General features: G+C 39.8%; 19 protein-coding genes and 1 tRNA gene. 12 read left to right on the top strand and 8 right to left on the bottom strand.

The window, feature by feature from the left end; genetic code table 11:
• The first annotated feature begins 7 nt into the window (after positions 1-7).
• Positions 8-1255 (top strand): glutamate--tRNA ligase, encoded by a 1248-nt coding sequence (gltX, locus tag NUV69_02325; protein ID MCR4324497.1) that lies wholly within the window; start codon positions 8-10, stop codon positions 1253-1255.
• Between the two features lie 162 nt (positions 1256-1417).
• Positions 1418-1678, top strand: a complete 261-nt coding sequence (locus NUV69_02320; GenBank protein MCR4324496.1) for a GlsB/YeaQ/YmgE family stress response membrane protein — start codon at positions 1418-1420, stop codon at positions 1676-1678.
• Positions 1679-1752: 74 nt separating this feature from the next.
• Here NUV69_02320 and NUV69_02315 read toward each other — a convergent pair whose 3' ends face one another.
• Positions 1753-2328, bottom strand: coding sequence for a hypothetical protein (locus NUV69_02315; protein MCR4324495.1), 576 nt, complete (start codon positions 2326-2328; stop codon positions 1753-1755).
• 451 nt (positions 2329-2779) lie between these two features.
• Between NUV69_02315 and NUV69_02310 the strand changes: the two genes are divergently transcribed.
• The 6 genes from NUV69_02310 to NUV69_02285 are packed head-to-tail and all read left to right on the top strand — an operon-like array spanning position 2780 to position 5802.
• The gene (locus NUV69_02310) at positions 2780-3106 is read left to right on the top strand and encodes a hypothetical protein (protein ID MCR4324494.1); all 327 of its coding nucleotides are present in this window, start codon (positions 2780-2782) and stop codon (positions 3104-3106) included.
• Between the two features lie 3 nt (positions 3107-3109).
• Complete coding sequence (locus NUV69_02305; GenBank protein MCR4324493.1) at positions 3110-3433, top strand: hypothetical protein; 324 nt, start codon at positions 3110-3112, stop codon at positions 3431-3433.
• A gap of 4 nt (positions 3434-3437) precedes the next feature.
• Entirely contained in the window at positions 3438-3770 is a 333-nt protein-coding gene (locus tag NUV69_02300) for a hypothetical protein (protein ID MCR4324492.1), read from the top strand.
• On the top strand, positions 3754-4431 hold the full coding sequence (locus NUV69_02295; GenBank protein ID MCR4324491.1) for a hypothetical protein: 678 nt from the start codon (positions 3754-3756) through the stop codon (positions 4429-4431). Before NUV69_02300 ends, NUV69_02295 begins: the two co-directional genes overlap by 17 nt.
• 52 nt (positions 4432-4483) lie before the next feature.
• Positions 4484-4774 (top strand): recombinase family protein, encoded by a 291-nt coding sequence (locus tag NUV69_02290; GenBank protein ID MCR4324490.1) that lies wholly within the window; start codon positions 4484-4486, stop codon positions 4772-4774.
• Positions 4775-4797: 23 nt separating this feature from the next.
• On the top strand, positions 4798-5802 hold the full coding sequence (locus tag NUV69_02285; GenBank protein ID MCR4324489.1) for a recombinase family protein: 1005 nt from the start codon (positions 4798-4800) through the stop codon (positions 5800-5802).
• A 2-nt stretch (positions 5803-5804) separates the two neighbouring features.
• On the opposite strand, the gene NUV69_02280 is transcribed toward NUV69_02285, so the two are convergent.
• From NUV69_02280 to NUV69_02260, 5 genes are all read right to left on the bottom strand, one after another.
• Positions 5805-6524: an alpha/beta hydrolase gene (locus NUV69_02280; protein ID MCR4324488.1), complete on the bottom strand. Its 720-nt coding sequence runs from the start codon at positions 6522-6524 to the stop codon at positions 5805-5807.
• Positions 6508-7152, bottom strand: a complete 645-nt coding sequence (locus tag NUV69_02275; GenBank protein ID MCR4324487.1) for a cysteine peptidase family C39 domain-containing protein — start codon at positions 7150-7152, stop codon at positions 6508-6510. Before NUV69_02275 ends, NUV69_02280 begins: the two co-directional genes overlap by 17 nt.
• Position 7153: 1 nt before the next feature.
• Positions 7154-8104, bottom strand: a complete 951-nt coding sequence (locus NUV69_02270; protein ID MCR4324486.1) for an alpha/beta fold hydrolase — start codon at positions 8102-8104, stop codon at positions 7154-7156.
• A gap of 150 nt (positions 8105-8254) precedes the next feature.
• Positions 8255-8325, bottom strand: a tRNA-Gln gene (locus tag NUV69_02265).
• A 71-nt stretch (positions 8326-8396) separates the two neighbouring features.
• The gene (locus NUV69_02260; GenBank protein MCR4324485.1) at positions 8397-10721 is read right to left on the bottom strand and encodes a fused MFS/spermidine synthase; all 2325 of its coding nucleotides are present in this window, start codon (positions 10719-10721) and stop codon (positions 8397-8399) included.
• Positions 10722-10771: 50 nt separating this feature from the next.
• Between NUV69_02260 and NUV69_02255 the strand changes: the two genes are divergently transcribed.
• Positions 10772-12391, top strand: coding sequence for a glycosyltransferase family 39 protein (locus NUV69_02255; GenBank protein MCR4324484.1), 1620 nt, complete (start codon positions 10772-10774; stop codon positions 12389-12391).
• Here the strand turns inward: NUV69_02255 and NUV69_02250 are convergent.
• Positions 12368-12946, bottom strand: coding sequence for a 5-formyltetrahydrofolate cyclo-ligase (locus NUV69_02250; protein ID MCR4324483.1), 579 nt, complete (start codon positions 12944-12946; stop codon positions 12368-12370). The genes NUV69_02255 and NUV69_02250 overlap by 24 nt on opposite strands.
• 357 nt (positions 12947-13303) lie before the next feature.
• Between NUV69_02250 and NUV69_02245 the strand changes: the two genes are divergently transcribed.
• The gene (locus NUV69_02245) at positions 13304-14242 is read left to right on the top strand and encodes an SGNH/GDSL hydrolase family protein (GenBank protein MCR4324482.1); all 939 of its coding nucleotides are present in this window, start codon (positions 13304-13306) and stop codon (positions 14240-14242) included.
• Here the strand turns inward: NUV69_02245 and NUV69_02240 are convergent.
• Entirely contained in the window at positions 14187-14603 is a 417-nt protein-coding gene (locus NUV69_02240; GenBank protein MCR4324481.1) for a hypothetical protein, read from the bottom strand. The two genes, NUV69_02245 and NUV69_02240, sit on opposite strands and share 56 nt — an antisense overlap.
• Positions 14604-14683: 80 nt before the next feature.
• On the opposite strand from NUV69_02240, the gene NUV69_02235 reads away from it, so the two are divergent.
• Together NUV69_02235 and NUV69_02230 are read left to right on the top strand one after the other, a co-directional pair.
• Positions 14684-15877, top strand: coding sequence for a PQQ-dependent sugar dehydrogenase (locus tag NUV69_02235; GenBank protein ID MCR4324480.1), 1194 nt, complete (start codon positions 14684-14686; stop codon positions 15875-15877).
• Positions 15878-15914: 37 nt separating this feature from the next.
• Complete coding sequence (locus NUV69_02230) at positions 15915-16217, top strand: metal-sulfur cluster assembly factor (protein ID MCR4324479.1); 303 nt, start codon at positions 15915-15917, stop codon at positions 16215-16217.
• Positions 16218-16441 lie beyond the last annotated feature (224 nt).

Here is a 16441-nt window from a genome sequence, read left to right as displayed (position 1 = left end):
TTTTAGCATGTCCGAAGTACGCGTTCGCTACGCACCATCGCCAACAGGAATACCTCATATTGGCAACATAAGAACAGCCCTTTACAACTACCTTTTTGCAAAAGCGTCAGGCGGAAAGTTCATTTTAAGAATAGAAGATACCGACAGAAAAAGATTGGTCGAAGGATCTGAAGAGAAAATAGAGGAAAGTCTTAAAGTTTTAGGCTTGATCTGGGACGAGCAATACAGGCAGTCCGAAAGAGTCGATACTTATAAAAAATACCTGGAAGAACTTAAGAAGAAAGACGTCGCCTATGAAGATGAAGGGGCTTGGCGTGTCCGTGTTCCCGAAGATGGAATCTTGTCCTGGGAGGATGTTGTCCATGGCAAAGTCGAATTCGCGTCTAAAGTTCTTGAAGATTTCATAATAATAAAATCCGACGGGTTTCCCACATATCATTTCGCATCCGTTATTGACGATCATGAAATGAAAATATCTCATGTAATAAGAGGAGACGAATGGATTTCTTCTACGCCAAAACATTTGCTCCTATACGAGTCTTTAGGGTGGAAGCCGCCAAATTTTGTCCATGTACCACCGATATTAGGGAACGACCACAAAAAACTCAGCAAGAGAGAAGGCGCAAAGTCCGTCTTGGAATATGTGGAAGAAGGTTATCTGCCTGAAGCACTTGTAAACTTCTTGGTACTTCTTGGCTGGTCACCCAAAGACAATAAAGAAATTTTTTCGCTCGAAGATCTCACCAAAATTTTTTCCCTAGAACGTCTTAATAAAAACAGCCCAATATTTAACGTAGAAAAACTCAACTGGCTAAATGGTCAATGGATTAGGAAGCTCTCCGACAAAGAACTGCTCGCAAAAATTCTTAAAACTTTTCCAGGTTATGACGCTGAAGTTACTAAAAAACTCATCCCAATCACAAAAGACAGAATCAACAAAATTAGTGAATTTAAACTTCTTGTAGATTTCTTGTTTGAACCACCCAAAGAACCTCTGCCTGTTTCGATAGCAACGGAATTTTTAGAAGATGCTGTAGTTAAATTTGAAAAGCTAGAAGAATGGAAAGCGCAGAGCATAAAAGGTGCAATAGACGAGACAGCTCGTGAAGAGGGCGTAGATAGAATTGAACTTATAAAAGCAATCAGAAATATCGTCTCCGGCCGCGAAGTGACACCTCCGCTTTACGAATCACTGGAAATACTCGGGAAAGACGAAACCGTAAAGAGACTGCAAAAATTCACGCAGAAAAAGTAATAAACACATCCCATTTAGCCTCATTTTTCTTTAGTCCCGCAGCCCGAAAGGGCGAGGAACACAATAAAAATTCACAGAACTTTCTTACTAATTCCTTTCATAATTTTGATTTAAAAAATACCTTTTATACCTAGAATTTAAATAACTGAAAGGAGGTGAATTATGAGTATCATTGGTTGGGTATTATTTGGCATCATAGCAGGCGTAATCGCGAACATGGTTGACCCAAGGCCTTCTTACGGAGGAATTCTAGGAGCAGTAGTTCTAGGTATAGTAGGCGCATTTGTGGGTGGACTCATTGGCGCTATGCTATTTGGTGTCGGAATCACAGGATTCAACCTAAGCTCGTTCCTTCTAGCTGTCGGCGGATCGCTTTTACTTTTGATGGTAGGAAGGTATTTGGGCCACGGACGACACGTCTAAAAAAAGTGAAAAGTAGAAAATACGAGCTTGCACTGTCTAGTTTGCAAGCTCGTATGGTGTCGGCAGGTGTTATTTCATTTCAATTTCTTCGAAAGTCTCCAAAGTAGAGCTAGACCAGGCAGGGTCGTATAAGCAAACGCCATCACGAAAGACTTATGAGGGAAGTCTTCTGCAATATGCGTAAATTCCTGAAACAACTTTGGCACAAAAAGCAGAGGCAAAATTACAAAATAAGACTTCTTAGTGTTAAATAAGTCCTCCTTTTTCTCGAAAAGCCTGAACAAAAGGTAAAAAATAAAAAACGTTTCGAAAAAGTTTGGAAACAATAAAAAGACAAAGTCTTTCTGGGTCATTAAAAACATCAGAATACCGACTAGCCGATAAAAATAAGCAACAAGAGCGATATTCCGAGAGACTTTATCCTTCCACCTAAGCGCTACAATGGCCGCGAAAGTCATAAAATAAGCATCTAGAATTTTGTCAACAGCTTGATAAATAGCAAATTGCTGCTCGTTTTCTACGTTGTAAAATTGCCAGTCAGCAATGTCTAAATTTATTGCCCAGAGAAAACCAAGAAGTGGGAATTTAAGGATAAGGAGGGGAAACGCTAATCTCGCAAAAATAATAAGCGGTAAACCGAGTATTTCCATTCGTACTTATATTAAGAAAGTATATCAAGAAAAGGTATGCACACTTGCACAGAGGAAAGATAAATGCTGAGCATGCCGGTCAGGACCCCTTGTGTCGCTATAACTCAAACAACTCAGTGTACCACTTTCGAGGCTAAATGGGACAAATGGGACACTATAAAAAGGGACTGTCTCAAAAAAGACAACGATATAGTTAAATATAGGTAATCTCTTCGGATTTAATCTCCCAATTGCACTGGAATTATTTTAGGTGAAAATAAATCAAATATTTAACGACATAAAATTGTAAACTTGAAAGAGGCTAATTATAGCCTCAGAAGCATTAAACTTCCTTTTGATTATGACATTAAACAAAAGAGCTATTGACAGTAATGTTTAATTTTTGCTAAGCAAAAACCCCCTTGACAGACTAAATACTTTGGAATAGAATAATGAAAATAATTGAACACTTATGGGTAGCAAAGATCCTCTCACAATTATCAGTCAACTGGAAAGTCTTTTAAAAGAACTCCGATCTTCGATAAGTTCAGGGCATAGTGGTTCTAGAAGATCCGGTTCAAAGAAATCAACTGGACTGGCCGGAGACCTGCATAGCTTAATTGGAGAAGGTTTTTTTGATCAGCCGAAAACTCTTTCTGAAATCCATGAAAAGCTTCGAGTGGAGGGCATAAATAAACCAAAGACTTCTCTTATGAAGCCGCTTCTTAGTTTGATAAAAAATAAAGCTTTAAAAAGAGAAAGGCCAGAAAAGGGACAATTTAAATACCAAATGAGATAAAAGATGAAAAAAGATCCATCGGAAATCGCAAGGCAAATTGTTTCTTTAGTTTACGAACTAGCAGAAATAGCAGGGAGTCCAACTACTCCAAAATTACAAAAAAAAGAAACCAAAGGGACAGTTGGTGCGTTGAATATTTTGATCGGAGAGGATTTTCTCAATAGTCCTCAGTCGCTCATCGCAGTAATAAATAAACTCCAAGAGATGGGTAGACACTATCCAAAGTCAACAGTTGCCATGGGACTGCTGAATCTAACACGCTCAAGAGTTTTGGTACGAATAAAAAACTCAAAAACAAAAAACTGGGAGTATGTAGTGAGAAAGTAACCTAATGGGTAACAAAGTTTTAGAACAAATTCAGCAAATCAAAAAAAGACTCGAAAAGCTTGAATCCGCAGTGTTTGATAACATAGCCCAAGAAAAAGTCACAAACTCTCAAAATAAGAAGTACGATGGTTCTAAAGGTGGAATTTTACTTTTGATAGATAAAAATTTCTTTGAAAAACCGCGGACGGCACCGCAAGTTAAAACGGCCATGGCTGAGCAAGGGTATAACTATAGTATCCAAGTTATTCAGACTACCTTGAATAGGTTATCCATAAAAAGTGGGCCATTAACAACTATGAAAGAAGGTAAAACGAAAGTATATGCAAAAAGAAAATGATGCAGACACTAATAGCGCAACTGGGGCAATAAAACTGCTATGGATTAAGGGCTTCTTCAATGAGGAGCGCGCATTATCGGTTGTTGCGGACCAAATTAAAAAGGAATGGAATCATAATTTCTCCCCGTCAGATCTTAGTAAAGCACTTACAAAATCTCCATTTTTAATTCGTAAAGGGAAAAGGTTGGCTTTCAAATACATTCAGAAAATAAGTGCAACAAGCGAGAAAATTGAATCCGTGAAACAGAACCTTTTCTCGGAAGAGGTACTGCAAAAATTAAAAAAAGATTTCAGAGTAGAACTTAAAGATCTTAATTTGAACTTTGGCAATAGTGGAACATGCACAGCATTCCTTTTAAGAAAAATTTTGGAAAAGTTGGTTTATATTGTTTTCGCAAGAAATAATATCGGGGCAAAAATTGAAGATAAAAATTCCCCTGGAGGCCTAGTTGGACTCGAGAAGATGTTGAATGTTGCTGCTGTAGAGAAAATTCGAGGGGTTCCAATTCTAACGCCTAAGACTGCTCAAAAAATACAGGGTATAAAATTTCTCGGTGACGCTTCCGCACATAATCCTTTAGTTGGAGTGGATATGGAAACAATTACGCCACAGATGCCTTTTATTATTACTGCTTATAAAGAACTTACTGAGCGACTATAAAAATTCCCCTGGCTAGACTTCCACAGCCCATGCGGTACTCTGTACCACTGGCATGGACAATACGGCGTTACCGACCCTACCTTTAAACCAAATACCACAAACAGAATATTGCCTGTATTCGAGAAAAAGCAGCGAGTCAGACGAACGCCAGACAATGTCTATTGATTCCCAAATCAAAGAGATGAACGACCTGGCAATTCGTGAAGGGCTTTTCATAAAGGAAATAAGGCAGGAGAGCCACTCGGCCAAGATGTCAGGACAAAGGCCAGTTTTCAATCAAATACTGACGGATATCAGATCTGGTATGTTTACCGGAATTTTAACCTGGGCTCCCGACAACTGAGTCGAAATGCAGGAGATTTGGGAATGCTAGTCGATTTGATGGATCAGGAAAAACTTACACAAATTAAGACTTTTTCCCAGACTTTTACCAACAACCCTAACGAGAAATTCCTGCTTATGATTCTATGCTCTCAGGCAAAACTAGAAAACGATCAAAAAGGAATCAACGTAAAAAGAGGTATTAGGGCAAAATGCGAACAGGGATGGCGGCCAGGTGTTGCGCCACTTGGCTATTTTAATAGGGCATTTGGAGGAGTAAAAGACATAATAGTTGATCCCGAAAGAGCGCCAGTTATTAAAGAAATGTTCGAAAGGGTTGCCTACAAAAGGGAAAGCGGAAGAACTATAAAAAGGTGGCTCGATAAAATTGACTTTAAAAGCCGTCAAGGAAAACACGTCGCGCTCAGCCAGATATATCTGTCACTAAAAAACTCATTCTACACAGGAAGGTTCGAGTACCCAGTTAATAGCGGAATCTGGTATGTAGGTAAGCATGAGCCGTTCGTTACGCAGGCACTTTTTGATGAGGTACAGAAAAAACTCGCAACTTATCCAAAGTCAAAATGGGGAGCCAAACAAATCATATTTAAGGGATTATTCAGATGTGGTAGATGCAAATCAAATATGATTGGCGAGGAAAGGTTTAGAAAAAGGAAAGTCTATGAGCCAAGAAGACACGTGTATTACCACTGCGCCAGACCGCTTGGAGGTTGTAAAGAGCCATACATTGACGAGGAGAAACTAATAAAACAAATACTAAGATATATCAATTTCATGAACATAGCCCACCCAGGTTTTTTAAAGCTTGCAGACAAAATGAAAACAAGCAGCGATTCGTACACAAAAATAAGGGAAGAAGTACTTTACGAACAAGATATTAATCCAAACAGCAGACCGCTAGAAGAGGTAAATTTTGCGAAATACATTTTATACAGTGGAACTGTTAAAGAAAAAAGAGATCTTGTGATGTCATTCGAAAGACAACTATACATAAAAGATCGCACTGTTACGTCCTCGTTACCTTCTTAAAGTTAATTATTCAACCAATTTAGAGTTTCATTAAATAGTCTTTCTTCCATACCATCTTCATGAAAGTTGTGAGAAGCTTCGGGAAGTAGTACTCTGCTCTTTGGATCATTTGCAGCATTAAAATATCTATCCCAGTCTATTTTCTTCATGTCTCCCTTACCCGCAAATATGAATTTAATTGGCACATGAATCTTTTTGACAAGTTCAAGCGGTTTAACCTTTTTATCTTCTTTAGCCATTTTCTTGCCCATAATTACTGCTAAACCCCAATCTACATAGTACATATCGGTGCCCTCAAGTTTCTTGAATTCCTTTTTGATAATATCTTCCGGGTCAATGCTTGGATCCCAAAGGACTATCTTGTCAAAATTTTTATTTTTTGAAGAAAGAATTGTCGGCCCTCCGTAACTATGTCCGACGACATAGATTTTTTTAACTTTTTGTTTTCTGAAATAAGCTATTACTGTATCTAAATCTTTGGCGTGAGTTGCCAATGTACAATCCTGCAGTTTCCTGGCGTCTTTCTCATAACCATATAAGTTAAAACGGAAGACGGAATATCCTTTTTTTTCAAAAAACTTCGAACCGTTAAAATGTATATGTTCATCTTTGAATCCTCCCAAGCCATGAACTATGATAATTAGTGGATTATTAAGAGATCCACGAAGTGTCCCGTAAATATATTTCTTATTTCCTAATGGAATTTTAATTTGTTTTTCCATTGCCAGTCTTATAAATACAAAGCTCAGGCTCAGGCACTGCTTCAAGCCAAGAACTCATAAATTTTTCTTTTGAAACTTTTGTGTTTGGGGCATAAGCTGGGTCATGAAAAATAACTTCATCATCACTTATTCCTAACACAACAACTCTATGAAGCGAAAAACCCTCACGATCTCTGAGTGTCCTGGAATCGAGTACTACTTCACAAACCCCATCATTCTTAACGGCGTTTTCCAATAGTTCAAAGGTCGGTTTTTCTTTTACTAAAGTAAAATTTTGATGTTTTAACACTTTATTAATATCTGATGTATATGTTTCCAAGTCTTTAGAATTTTCCAAGTAATACTCAAATTCTTTTTCGGGTACTGAGTTTTTTAGGCCGATGAGACCGTTTTTTGCCCAGGCTTCATAATCAAGAGTATCATATTCATTTACATGTACTCCTTTATCCATAATCCAAAGCCAAAACTTGAAAGCCCATACCACATATCCTTTTTGCCAATTGGATATTTCTGCTATTTGTTCAAAAGTAATCTCTGGAAAAAAGTATTTTGCAACCATTGTGTAGCAAGCTAAGGCACAAGATTTTGGATCTGGCTGTTTTACATAAGGCATATCAATCATTGCCATTCTATAAAGTGGTCACTTTCTGCTCTGGCTTCCATGCGATATTAACTAAGTCGAGGAACTTCTCTGCTGGTAGATTGTCCATGTCATGCGCAAGTCTTCCAGTATTTTCATCTGCTTTCTCAGTTTTATCTATCACCAAATATCCTCGACCAAGCGTCGTAAGAATCTCTTCTGCTTCTTTTATAGGAACTAATTCGTCGTTTTCCACCATTACACAGATTACTTCTGTTGATTCCGGTATCACTTTTGCTTCATCATGAATCTCTTCGTAAGCATTTTTGAGGATTTTTAAATTTTCGGTGGGTTCTCCAACATTAACCCGTTCTCCGGCTGAATCTCTTGGTAAATAATCTGCCCATTGTTTGAGAATTGGATCATCTTGGTTTTTAATTTTCCCTGATGTACCGGAAAGGGATATTATTCTATGTACTTTTTGTGCTTTGTCAGGTCGCCTTTTAACAAACTCAATCAAGCTGTAAAAGACAGCTAGGCCTCCGAAAGAATGCCCGATTAGAAAAATTCCATCAAACGTATCTTCAAGTGCTTCCAGTGCAATGAGTGGTTCAACTAACCAATCGGCAAGCGTGTAAGAATCTTTCTTTCCCAAGAGTAATTGCTGATGTTTTTTAGCCCAATCTTGCTTTTCCGGACAGTTCAAGTAATTATCGGAATACTTGCCATTGATAATAGTTCCATTGTGACGTGTAGCAAATACCGTAAAGTTGTTCTTGAGAAGATCATTAAGCCACAATTTTTCAAGACGAGTTGATGCGTCTCCCGGGAAGCCTGGTTCAAAAATAATTAGCTGTTGACTGCCAAATTCCGGTCGATGCAACTTACCTTCAACAAAACCGCTTTCGGATTTTAAAGTTATCCAACTTGAGTTGTGGTAATTTGGCAGTTCAATGACACTTTCAGTGTCAAAATAGTCACCAAAATTTCTTATCTTCACAGTGCTACTTTAGCACTTTGAGGCTAAAAATTCGAATTATTGTAGATATTGTTGAGTGGATAACTAGACGCTTCTTGCAACATTAGGCAGACCATTCAGCATTTGAGGGTGTGAATACCGAGGGTACGGTTACATGGGTGCACAGTCGTGCTGCGGGACTAGGATTCGAACCTAGATAGACGGATCCAGAATCCGTCGTCCTACCATTAGACGATCCCGCATCGTTCCGCATATTTTACCAGATTTTTACCAATCCTTGGCCAATCACAAAGACGAAATTGGTAGAATAGGTCTAATCGCTCTCCCGCTTAGCGAAAAGACTATCTATGGAGTTTTTAAAAACGTCTTCTCTTTTCGTGAATTTGTGTCTTAGAATAAAATATTCCGTTTGCGGGTATTGGTCCGAAACTGCATTAACTCCTTGAGTCCATCTGACCAGATCTTCACGGTTCGCAAAAACTAATTCCTCAAGTTCGCTGATAGAAAAATCAGAGAAACTCTCGCTGAGATCCATCCTGGCTCTAGGGTTCTCGTTCAACCTTTTTTCAATTTTGTCCCGGTCAATTACAATCGGACTGAACGAACCTTCCAGGAACATTCCTCCTCGCCCCCTACTTTCAGGCGCGTGTATCGCCAAAACGTAAGGAAAAACCTCGACAAAACTTTTTGTGACCATCGCAATATCGTCATCCCTTGAACCAAACCACACCCATTGACTAACGACCCCTCCCTCCTTAAGTTTTTTTGAAATATCTTCATAAAATTCCCTGGAATACAATAAGGTAGTACCCGCGGCATTAAAAGGCGGGGGCGGATCGATAGTCACAACGTCATATTTTTCCCTAGTCAAAAATACGTAGTTTCTGCCATCGTTTATGATAACCGCACCCTTTGGATTTTTTAGCACCTCATCGGCATCCGGATAGAACAAGCTCATAAGTGGAGGCACGGACGGTACAAGTTCAACGACATCAGCCTCAATATTATGGGTAAGACTTGAACGGAAAGTGCTTCCCATCCCAAAGGCAATCACCAAAATATTTTTAGGGTCCGGGTGTAGAAAGATTGGGATATGGGCCATTAACTTCGTCTCTCTGACTTTTGTTGTAGTCGGAATGCCATCGATAAAAAGGTTGTGATTGCCCGAAGTATCGGCAAACGCCAAAACAGACGCTACCTGATCTTCTTTGAACACCCAACTCACATTATTTTTTTTCGCCCAGTCAATTCTCGCTTGATTAATGCTCGTGTAAAAATTGCCTCTCGAAGAATACAGCCAGCCCCAAAGTACTACGGCAACCACCAACGTTAAAGTGGCCGAAAGCTTTAAATATTGCCTGGCTTCTTGCTCTTTGAAAATAAAAATAGCGGCAATCACCAAATTAATCGCTGCCAGAAAAATTACACCCTGCGAACTGCCTATTTTGGGAATTATAAAAAAGCTCGCGAAAAACCCGCCGCAAATAGAACCGACAGTGTTGGCAAAATAAGCAAGACCGACAGTGCTTCCGTAAAGCCGCTTTTTGTCGAGTAAATCAACAACGGCCGGAAAGGTAAGCCCCATAAATAAGGTCGCCGGGATTATCATCAGAACGATTAGTTGCCGCCTGTTAAAAGCTGCCTCTCTAGCCTGATACAGAATATTTTCATCCGCGCCGAACATTTGCCCAAAATAACGGCTCGTCAAAATGACAGTCAAAAGCGCAAATAAGCCGATTGCCAGCTCACAGATCGCAAAAGCCATATTCCGACCACCAACCAAAGTTTTAAATTTGTCCCAGACCAGACTTCCGAGCGCAATACCCAGAAGATAAATCGCAAGCACACTGGCAAAAGCGTATATAAAGGTTCCAAGCGTCGGAGTAAAGATTCTCGTCCAGAGTATTTCGTAAGCGATAGAAACTAGGCCGGAAACTCCAAATAAGGATATGACCAGAACGTTATTTAAACTAAAGAGGGCGCTGAAGTTTGACTTGAGGTTTTCTCTTGATATGGTTTTTAGCCCGCGAGCGGCAATACGTCCAGCCAAAGCCGAAATCAAAACATTAAGTAAAACGCCGATAAGTAGTGTGCTCACCAAACCAAACAGTTCAATTAGAATGAAAGCTGAAAGGACTACCCCCACAACTCCCCCGAGCGTATTTACCGCATAGAGATAACTCAAGCTCCTGGTAGTAGACTTGTACTGTCCTTCCAAAAAGCGTGCCAAAATAGGCAACGTCGCGCCCATTAAAGTCGTCGGGATAATCAGAACCAAAATAGTTAGAGCAAACTTCACAGCAAGAATTCCGGGAGTAATTTGCGTCCCATCCGATAACACGCTGTAGAAATTTTTGATAACAGGGATAATCAGTAAAGTCGCCCCAGCGCTTAAACCTATGAAAAGCTCCAGCCACGAGTAGGTTTTAATCAGTTTTGCAAATGACAATCTGTCCGCAATCTTTCCGGATATAAGACTACCAATTGCCAGCCCTCCCAAAAAAGCAGAAATCACCGCAACTATTGAATTAGTTGTAGAGCCGAAGACCAAAACCAGAAGTCTGCTCCAAACAACTTCGTAAATTAAACCGGCAACTCCTGAAAGGAAAAACAATAAGTACGCGAGCTTAAATGACATTAGTTGAAATATCGTGAAAGATACGAAAAAGATGATACCATTTGTTCAAGATGTCTGACTACAAGGCGCAGGCCTTGATCCTTCTTGCAAGCGCCGCAATTTTAATTTTGATGCTGCCCCTAAGAAGCCAGACTGCGGGCGACGATTTTGCGTACGCCCAAAGCGCAAGGACTTTTGCACAAACGAATCAAATTAAAATATCCGAATGGAGTTCCCCGTCATTAATTATGCCGATTATTTGGGGAGGCATGTTTTCAAAAGCCTTAGGTTTTTCTTTTTCCACGCTACACATCTCAACGCTGGTCTTACTCCCCTTATTGTTAATAGTTATATATAAAATACAACGCCTGCTTGAAATTTCAACAGAAAATAGCCTTTTTTTAACCTTATTCTTTTTGTCGCTACCATGGATAATCCAATATTCATATACGTTTTTAACAGAAATTCCTTTTTTGACCCTTGAAGTAATCACGATTTATTTTTACCTCAAGGGGTTAAGGGAAAACAGGTATCAAGATCTAACTTTAGGTTCATTGTTTGCAACCGGTGCTATTTTGACTAGGCAAATTGGTATTCTTCTTCCCCTCTGCTTCGCTCTCGCGGTACTTTTTTCAAGCAGAAAACCGCACACAATTGAAAATAATTTAAAAAAAGTATTTTTCGCAACTTTAGTGCCGGCAATGGCCGGAAGTTATTATTTTTGGAACTCGCAACAACCCCAAAACCAAACAATCGCAAGGTTTATTTATACAGCAGAGATAAAAAAGACAATTCTAGAATTCAACTTAATTGAAGTTTTCCATAGGTTGTTGAATTTCCTAAGCCAAGGTTTTGGATTATTTTCGCCTATTATTATCCTTTTATATTTTAAAAACGTAAAAAAAATATCACGTTTTGTAAAAAACAATTTAATGCTGGTTTCTTTCTCTCTTGCGCTTGTAGTGATTATCTACGGACTGGATATTATTTTATTCCCCCAAAAAGTCTACCTGGGATTCCCGCTTGTTCTCTATAGATATGAATATCTTTTCCCAATCCCTTGGCCCCACGTCTGGAAATTTCTTGTTGGTCTATCTCTGCCTTTTTGGGCGATTATCCTGTCGATTGGAATTTCTAGATGGAGAAGAACCACAACCTCTGCCGCGTTTTTGATATTAGTTTTTTGCGCCATTACTGTTTCTTCAATAGTTACAGTCTTCAACTTCCCCAAATATATTATTCCTGCCCTCCCGTTTTTCGCATTAGCGACAGCTCTTGCTGCTAAAAATTTACAAATCGAGGGCAAAATTGGCTACGTACTTATAATTTTTTTAATTGTCTCCTCACTTCAAATGGCCAAGCTTCGTTACGATGAAAACGGCATTGCGCAACAAAAGGCCTACGAACTTAAAAACTCTGGCATTTGCCATTGTGACATCCTGCCGAATTTAGAATACACCTGGTCGATTTGGTTCGATTTTGAAAACAAAGCAGCGGAGGAAATCAAAAAAGCCGGAGGAGACAAGAAAAAAGCAGTGTTGCCGCTACCGGGCGACAAACAAACGTACTGGATCATTTCAGAGAGAAACCTGGAAGGTAATTACCTAAAAGGGGAGTGGGTAATCTTAGAAGAAATTCCTTTCAAAAGTTTGTTCATTAACTCGAAGCTAGTTGTTCTTAAAAGGCAGTGAAGTAGACCCCTCGTTCACCAAGATGTCGACAACTAAATCATGCTTTTCTCTCGGAAGCTCGTCAACGGCCTGAAAATTGAAAGCCAGACCTATTTTTACAGCCTTCGATCCAGCTAGTAATTTATCAAAAACTCCTTTTCCATAACCCAACCTTATGCCATCTTTGGAAAATGCAACGCCTGGAATAATTGCCAAGTCTACTGAGCTATTATTTACCTCGTGCATAACTTTTGGCTGCAGCACTCCATAAGGACCCGCAATTAGATTATTTAAATCTGATAACTCAGCCAAAATATAACCATCGTCAAAATATGCCGGAACGACAACTTTTTTGCCAATTTTCAACAAGAATTGAACGATTTTAGTTGTTTTTACTTCACTTCCTAAGGATAAATAACAAAGAACGACTTTTGCACTATCCAGATTTTCCAGTCGAGTTACCTTGTGAAAAATAACATCGCTTTTTTGTTCAACTTCAATATCAGTCAACTTGTCCCTTAACAAAAGAACCTTTTTTCTTACATCGTCTTTTTGCTGTTTTACTGATGCATTCATGCGAGTGAGTAATTTATTGACCTATGAGCAATAAATTTTATCATTTCAAAAACCCTCCCATGTCGTACTCGCCCCCCCCCTCTGTCATTCCCGCGGAAGCGGGAATCTAGATTCAAGGGTCTGGTCGAGAATGACGTCTTACTTTTTGGTAACATGTTCCATATGCTCTTTAATCTCTGGTCCAGACTCAGCTACTTTCTAAAAGACTTCTCCTTGTTTCTAATTTTATTATTTCTGTCCTTCATCTTGCTAATTTTCGGAAGCTTCAAAGTATACAAGTCGGAAAAATCTCAAAAAACAAAAAAGATCATTATTTCTCTCCTGTTCACGATTTTCCTCTTTATTCTAGCCGCGAGTATGCTCGAAGCTTATTTCCGTTACGTTTACGACGAATCCGACGGCCTCGGCTTCCTGAATACAAATACCAGATGGCAGCAAAGGCACGTTGTCACAAATAATTATTTTTATAGAGACCGAAACTTTAACACGGAGAAAGAAACTGGAGTAATCAGGATCGGAGTCTTGGGCGACTCTATCACTTTCGGTGGAGGGATCGAAAAGCCGGAAGACAGATTCTCCAACCTGCTGGAGTCGAAATTAAAAGGCACAAGTTACAAGGTTGAAGTCTACAATCTCGGCAAATCGGGAACAGACACAGAAACTCAGATAAAAGATTTTGAAAAGGTAAAACATTTAAACTTCGACATTATCGTTTGGCAGTATTTCTTAAACGACATTCAGCCTGAAGAAAAAAGTACCGGTACTCCGATAATTGACAAAAACAGTCAGCAAGCTAAAGTGGTGAAATTCATGTCCGACCGCTCGTTTCTTTTCGATTTTCTTTACTGGAGATATTCGAGCCGCTACAAACAAACTTTTGAAGAGCTGAAAAACGCGGATCTTAACCAATACCAAAAAGTCGAAGTTTTCGAAAATCACAAGAAAGAAATGAAATCATTCCTCGACGAGTTTAAAAAAGAAAAGAAAGAAGTTGTTGTAATCATTTTTCCGTTCACACACTTGCTTGGGCCAAACTATCCTGCCCAAAATGTGCACGATGAACTTAAAAGTTTTTTTGCTCAGAATAAAATCACAACAATTGACTTGAGAGAAGATCTGGAAGGACAAAATCCACAAACTCTAGTTGCCAGCAAATTCGATTCACACCCAAACGAGGCAGTTCACGCTATTGCGGCACAAAAACTCTTCGAGGCAGTCGAAGCAATCCTTAATGCTAAAACTACTTCCTTCCAATTGGACCAAGGAACCTCGAAACAGCCCAGACTTCCAAAGTAAGAACAACAGCTACCAAAAGAACATACACGATGCTTGAAATTCCAAGCCCTGTTACGTCTGCTAGCCTTTTAAGAGCCCATACGCCAAGAATATTAGCTAGGAGAAATACTCCGTACCACGCGTTTTCATTTTTCACGAGCACTTTTTCCATACCAACAGTTTTAACCGCGGTTGGAACAATGTAAACAATAACAGCAATAACTATGCCGGAAATTGCGGCTGCAAGTGGAGCAGTAAGATTTGCGTTGCCCAAAACGACAGATACACCCAAAACCATATCGAGAACAAGAAGCGTAACGGTAGCAGCAAGCCATAAACTTAAGAATTTAATGAGGTCACTCTGCTTATTCAATTTTGCCATAAGTAAAAATCACCCCCCTTCGGATTTTCAGATATTTTTGCCTCTAATGATAGAATAGACCAAACACGCACTCCACTTCAATGAGAATCAGGACCAAAATTCTTTTAGTCGCTTCCCTTGCTTTTATCACTGTCGCAACACTGACCATTTTTCGCTTCCGCGGCGCGCTTCCGGCTGCGCTTCCCGCCAAATCTCCTGCTGATTTGATAAACAAAGTGGAAAATAAAAATACAGGAGCAACCGTCAACGAACCAGGTCTACAGATAGCAGATGGCTTTAACATTTCTTATTTTGCAAAAGGCGTAGAAGGCGCAAGAGTACTAATGATTGATAGCGGAGGAACTCTTTTAGTCAGCCAACCTGGCGAAGGAAAAGTTGTTGCGCTTCCTGATAAAAACAAAGATGGAAAAGCAGACTCGACAGTTACAGTTCTCGATGGGCTTGATCGTCCTCATGGTTTAGCCGAAAGAGACGGCAAATTGTACGTTGCCGAAGTTCAAAAGCTCTCTCGCTACAACTATGACCCAGAGAATCTAAAGCCAACAAGTGGTGAACAACTAACGACTCTTCCTTCAGGCGGCAGACACTCAACGCGAACCCTGGGGTTTGATAAAAGTGGCAAACTTTACATTTCTGTGGGCTCCACCTGCGACGTTTGCGTCGAAGCCGACGAAAAACTAGCGACAATTCTAAGTTACAACCCTCAAACAAAACAAACCGAAATTTTCGCAAAAGGCTTAAGAAACAGCGTATTTTTCGACTTTCATCCACAAAGCGACAAAATCTGGGCAACCGAAATGGGAAGAGACTTTTTGGGAGATAATCTGCCCCCAGACGAAATCAACATAATTGAACAGAAAAAAGATTACGGCTGGCCTTATTGCTACGGAGATCGCGTCCGCGATAATAAATTTGAATCAGATAGTTCCAAATCTTGTTCTCAAACAGAGCCGCCCGTCTACAAACTGTGTGCTCATTGTGCCCCTCTCGGCGTACGGTTTGTCGAAAGCAAATTGTTTCCGGAAAGTTGGCAAAAAGATCTTTTAGTTTCGCTTCATGGATCTTGGAACAGCACACGCCCCGTAGGATACAAAGTCGTCAAACTTAACGTGGAAGGGGACAAGGTAGTGGGCGAGGAAGATTTTATTTCTGGATTTTTAAATGGCAGCCAAGCTATCGGCAGACCAGTGGACTTGATCTTCGACGACAGCGGCAATTTATATGTTTCTGACGATAAAGCCGGAGTAATCTACCGCGTCTGGCGTCAAAATTGACTTAGATTCCCCTCGTAGTGTAGAGTTAGGCTGCATAATGATTTCCCAGGAACTCATAATCGACAAGCTTCGTGAATGCATCGACCCCGAACTCGGTGTTAACATTGTTGACCTTGGCCTTGTTTACTCTGTAAACATCGAAGACACTCACGTTAATGTTGTTATGACCTTAACGACTCCAGGTTGTCCTCTCGATTCTTACTTTACCCAAGATATTTCTGCAAGGCTAAAATCACTAAAGGGGATAAAAACTGTTTCCGTGGAACTTACCTTTGAACCTCCTTGGAGCCCAACAAAAATGTCAGAAGAGTCAAAAGACCTTCTTGGCTTCGTAAATTAACCCAATAAAGTTATAAATCCGAATATCGCTTTTCGAAGAAAACGAGACTTATTTCAAAGCTAGAAACAATATCAAAATTCTAAATTACAGTGCTCAGTATTAAGGGAAACTTCTCGACCCACTTCGTTCGCTCGAAGAATATTTAGGCCCGCAGCCTGTAAGGCGAGGACCGCAAGCTTTTGCTTATTCGAGCGAAGTCGACCCTTCGATTCCACTCAGGGTCG

Source organism: Candidatus Curtissbacteria bacterium (assembly GCA_024654445.1).
Classification (GTDB): Bacteria; Patescibacteriota; Microgenomatia; order Curtissbacterales; family GWA2-41-24; genus JANLHP01.
This window is presented reverse-complemented; position numbering and strand designations above follow the sequence as displayed.

What these genes read in the sequence shown, in the direction of transcription:
- gltX (MCR4324497.1), top strand. Translation starts at nt 8, where the DNA reads ATGTCCGAAGTACGCGTTCGCTACGCACCATCGCCAACAGGAATACCT.
- NUV69_02320 (MCR4324496.1), top strand. Translation starts at nt 1,418, where the DNA reads ATGAGTATCATTGGTTGGGTATTATTTGGCATCATAGCAGGCGTAATC.
- NUV69_02315 (MCR4324495.1), bottom strand. Translation starts at nt 2,328, where the DNA reads ATGGAAATACTCGGTTTACCGCTTATTATTTTTGCGAGATTAGCGTTT.
- NUV69_02310 (MCR4324494.1), top strand. Translation starts at nt 2,780, where the DNA reads ATGGGTAGCAAAGATCCTCTCACAATTATCAGTCAACTGGAAAGTCTT.
- NUV69_02305 (MCR4324493.1), top strand. Translation starts at nt 3,110, where the DNA reads ATGAAAAAAGATCCATCGGAAATCGCAAGGCAAATTGTTTCTTTAGTT.
- NUV69_02300 (MCR4324492.1), top strand. Translation starts at nt 3,438, where the DNA reads ATGGGTAACAAAGTTTTAGAACAAATTCAGCAAATCAAAAAAAGACTC.
- NUV69_02295 (MCR4324491.1), top strand. Translation starts at nt 3,754, where the DNA reads ATGCAAAAAGAAAATGATGCAGACACTAATAGCGCAACTGGGGCAATA.
- NUV69_02290 (MCR4324490.1), top strand. Translation starts at nt 4,484, where the DNA reads ATGGACAATACGGCGTTACCGACCCTACCTTTAAACCAAATACCACAA.
- NUV69_02285 (MCR4324489.1), top strand. Translation starts at nt 4,798, where the DNA reads ATGCTAGTCGATTTGATGGATCAGGAAAAACTTACACAAATTAAGACT.
- NUV69_02280 (MCR4324488.1), bottom strand. Translation starts at nt 6,524, where the DNA reads ATGGAAAAACAAATTAAAATTCCATTAGGAAATAAGAAATATATTTAC.
- NUV69_02275 (MCR4324487.1), bottom strand. Translation starts at nt 7,152, where the DNA reads ATGGCAATGATTGATATGCCTTATGTAAAACAGCCAGATCCAAAATCT.
- NUV69_02260 (MCR4324485.1), bottom strand. Translation starts at nt 10,721, where the DNA reads ATGTCATTTAAGCTCGCGTACTTATTGTTTTTCCTTTCAGGAGTTGCC.
- NUV69_02255 (MCR4324484.1), top strand. Translation starts at nt 10,772, where the DNA reads ATGTCTGACTACAAGGCGCAGGCCTTGATCCTTCTTGCAAGCGCCGCA.
- NUV69_02250 (MCR4324483.1), bottom strand. Translation starts at nt 12,946, where the DNA reads ATGAATGCATCAGTAAAACAGCAAAAAGACGATGTAAGAAAAAAGGTT.
- NUV69_02245 (MCR4324482.1), top strand. Translation starts at nt 13,304, where the DNA reads ATGCTCGAAGCTTATTTCCGTTACGTTTACGACGAATCCGACGGCCTC.
- NUV69_02240 (MCR4324481.1), bottom strand. Translation starts at nt 14,603, where the DNA reads ATGGCAAAATTGAATAAGCAGAGTGACCTCATTAAATTCTTAAGTTTA.
- NUV69_02235 (MCR4324480.1), top strand. Translation starts at nt 14,684, where the DNA reads ATGAGAATCAGGACCAAAATTCTTTTAGTCGCTTCCCTTGCTTTTATC.
- NUV69_02230 (MCR4324479.1), top strand. Translation starts at nt 15,915, where the DNA reads ATGATTTCCCAGGAACTCATAATCGACAAGCTTCGTGAATGCATCGAC.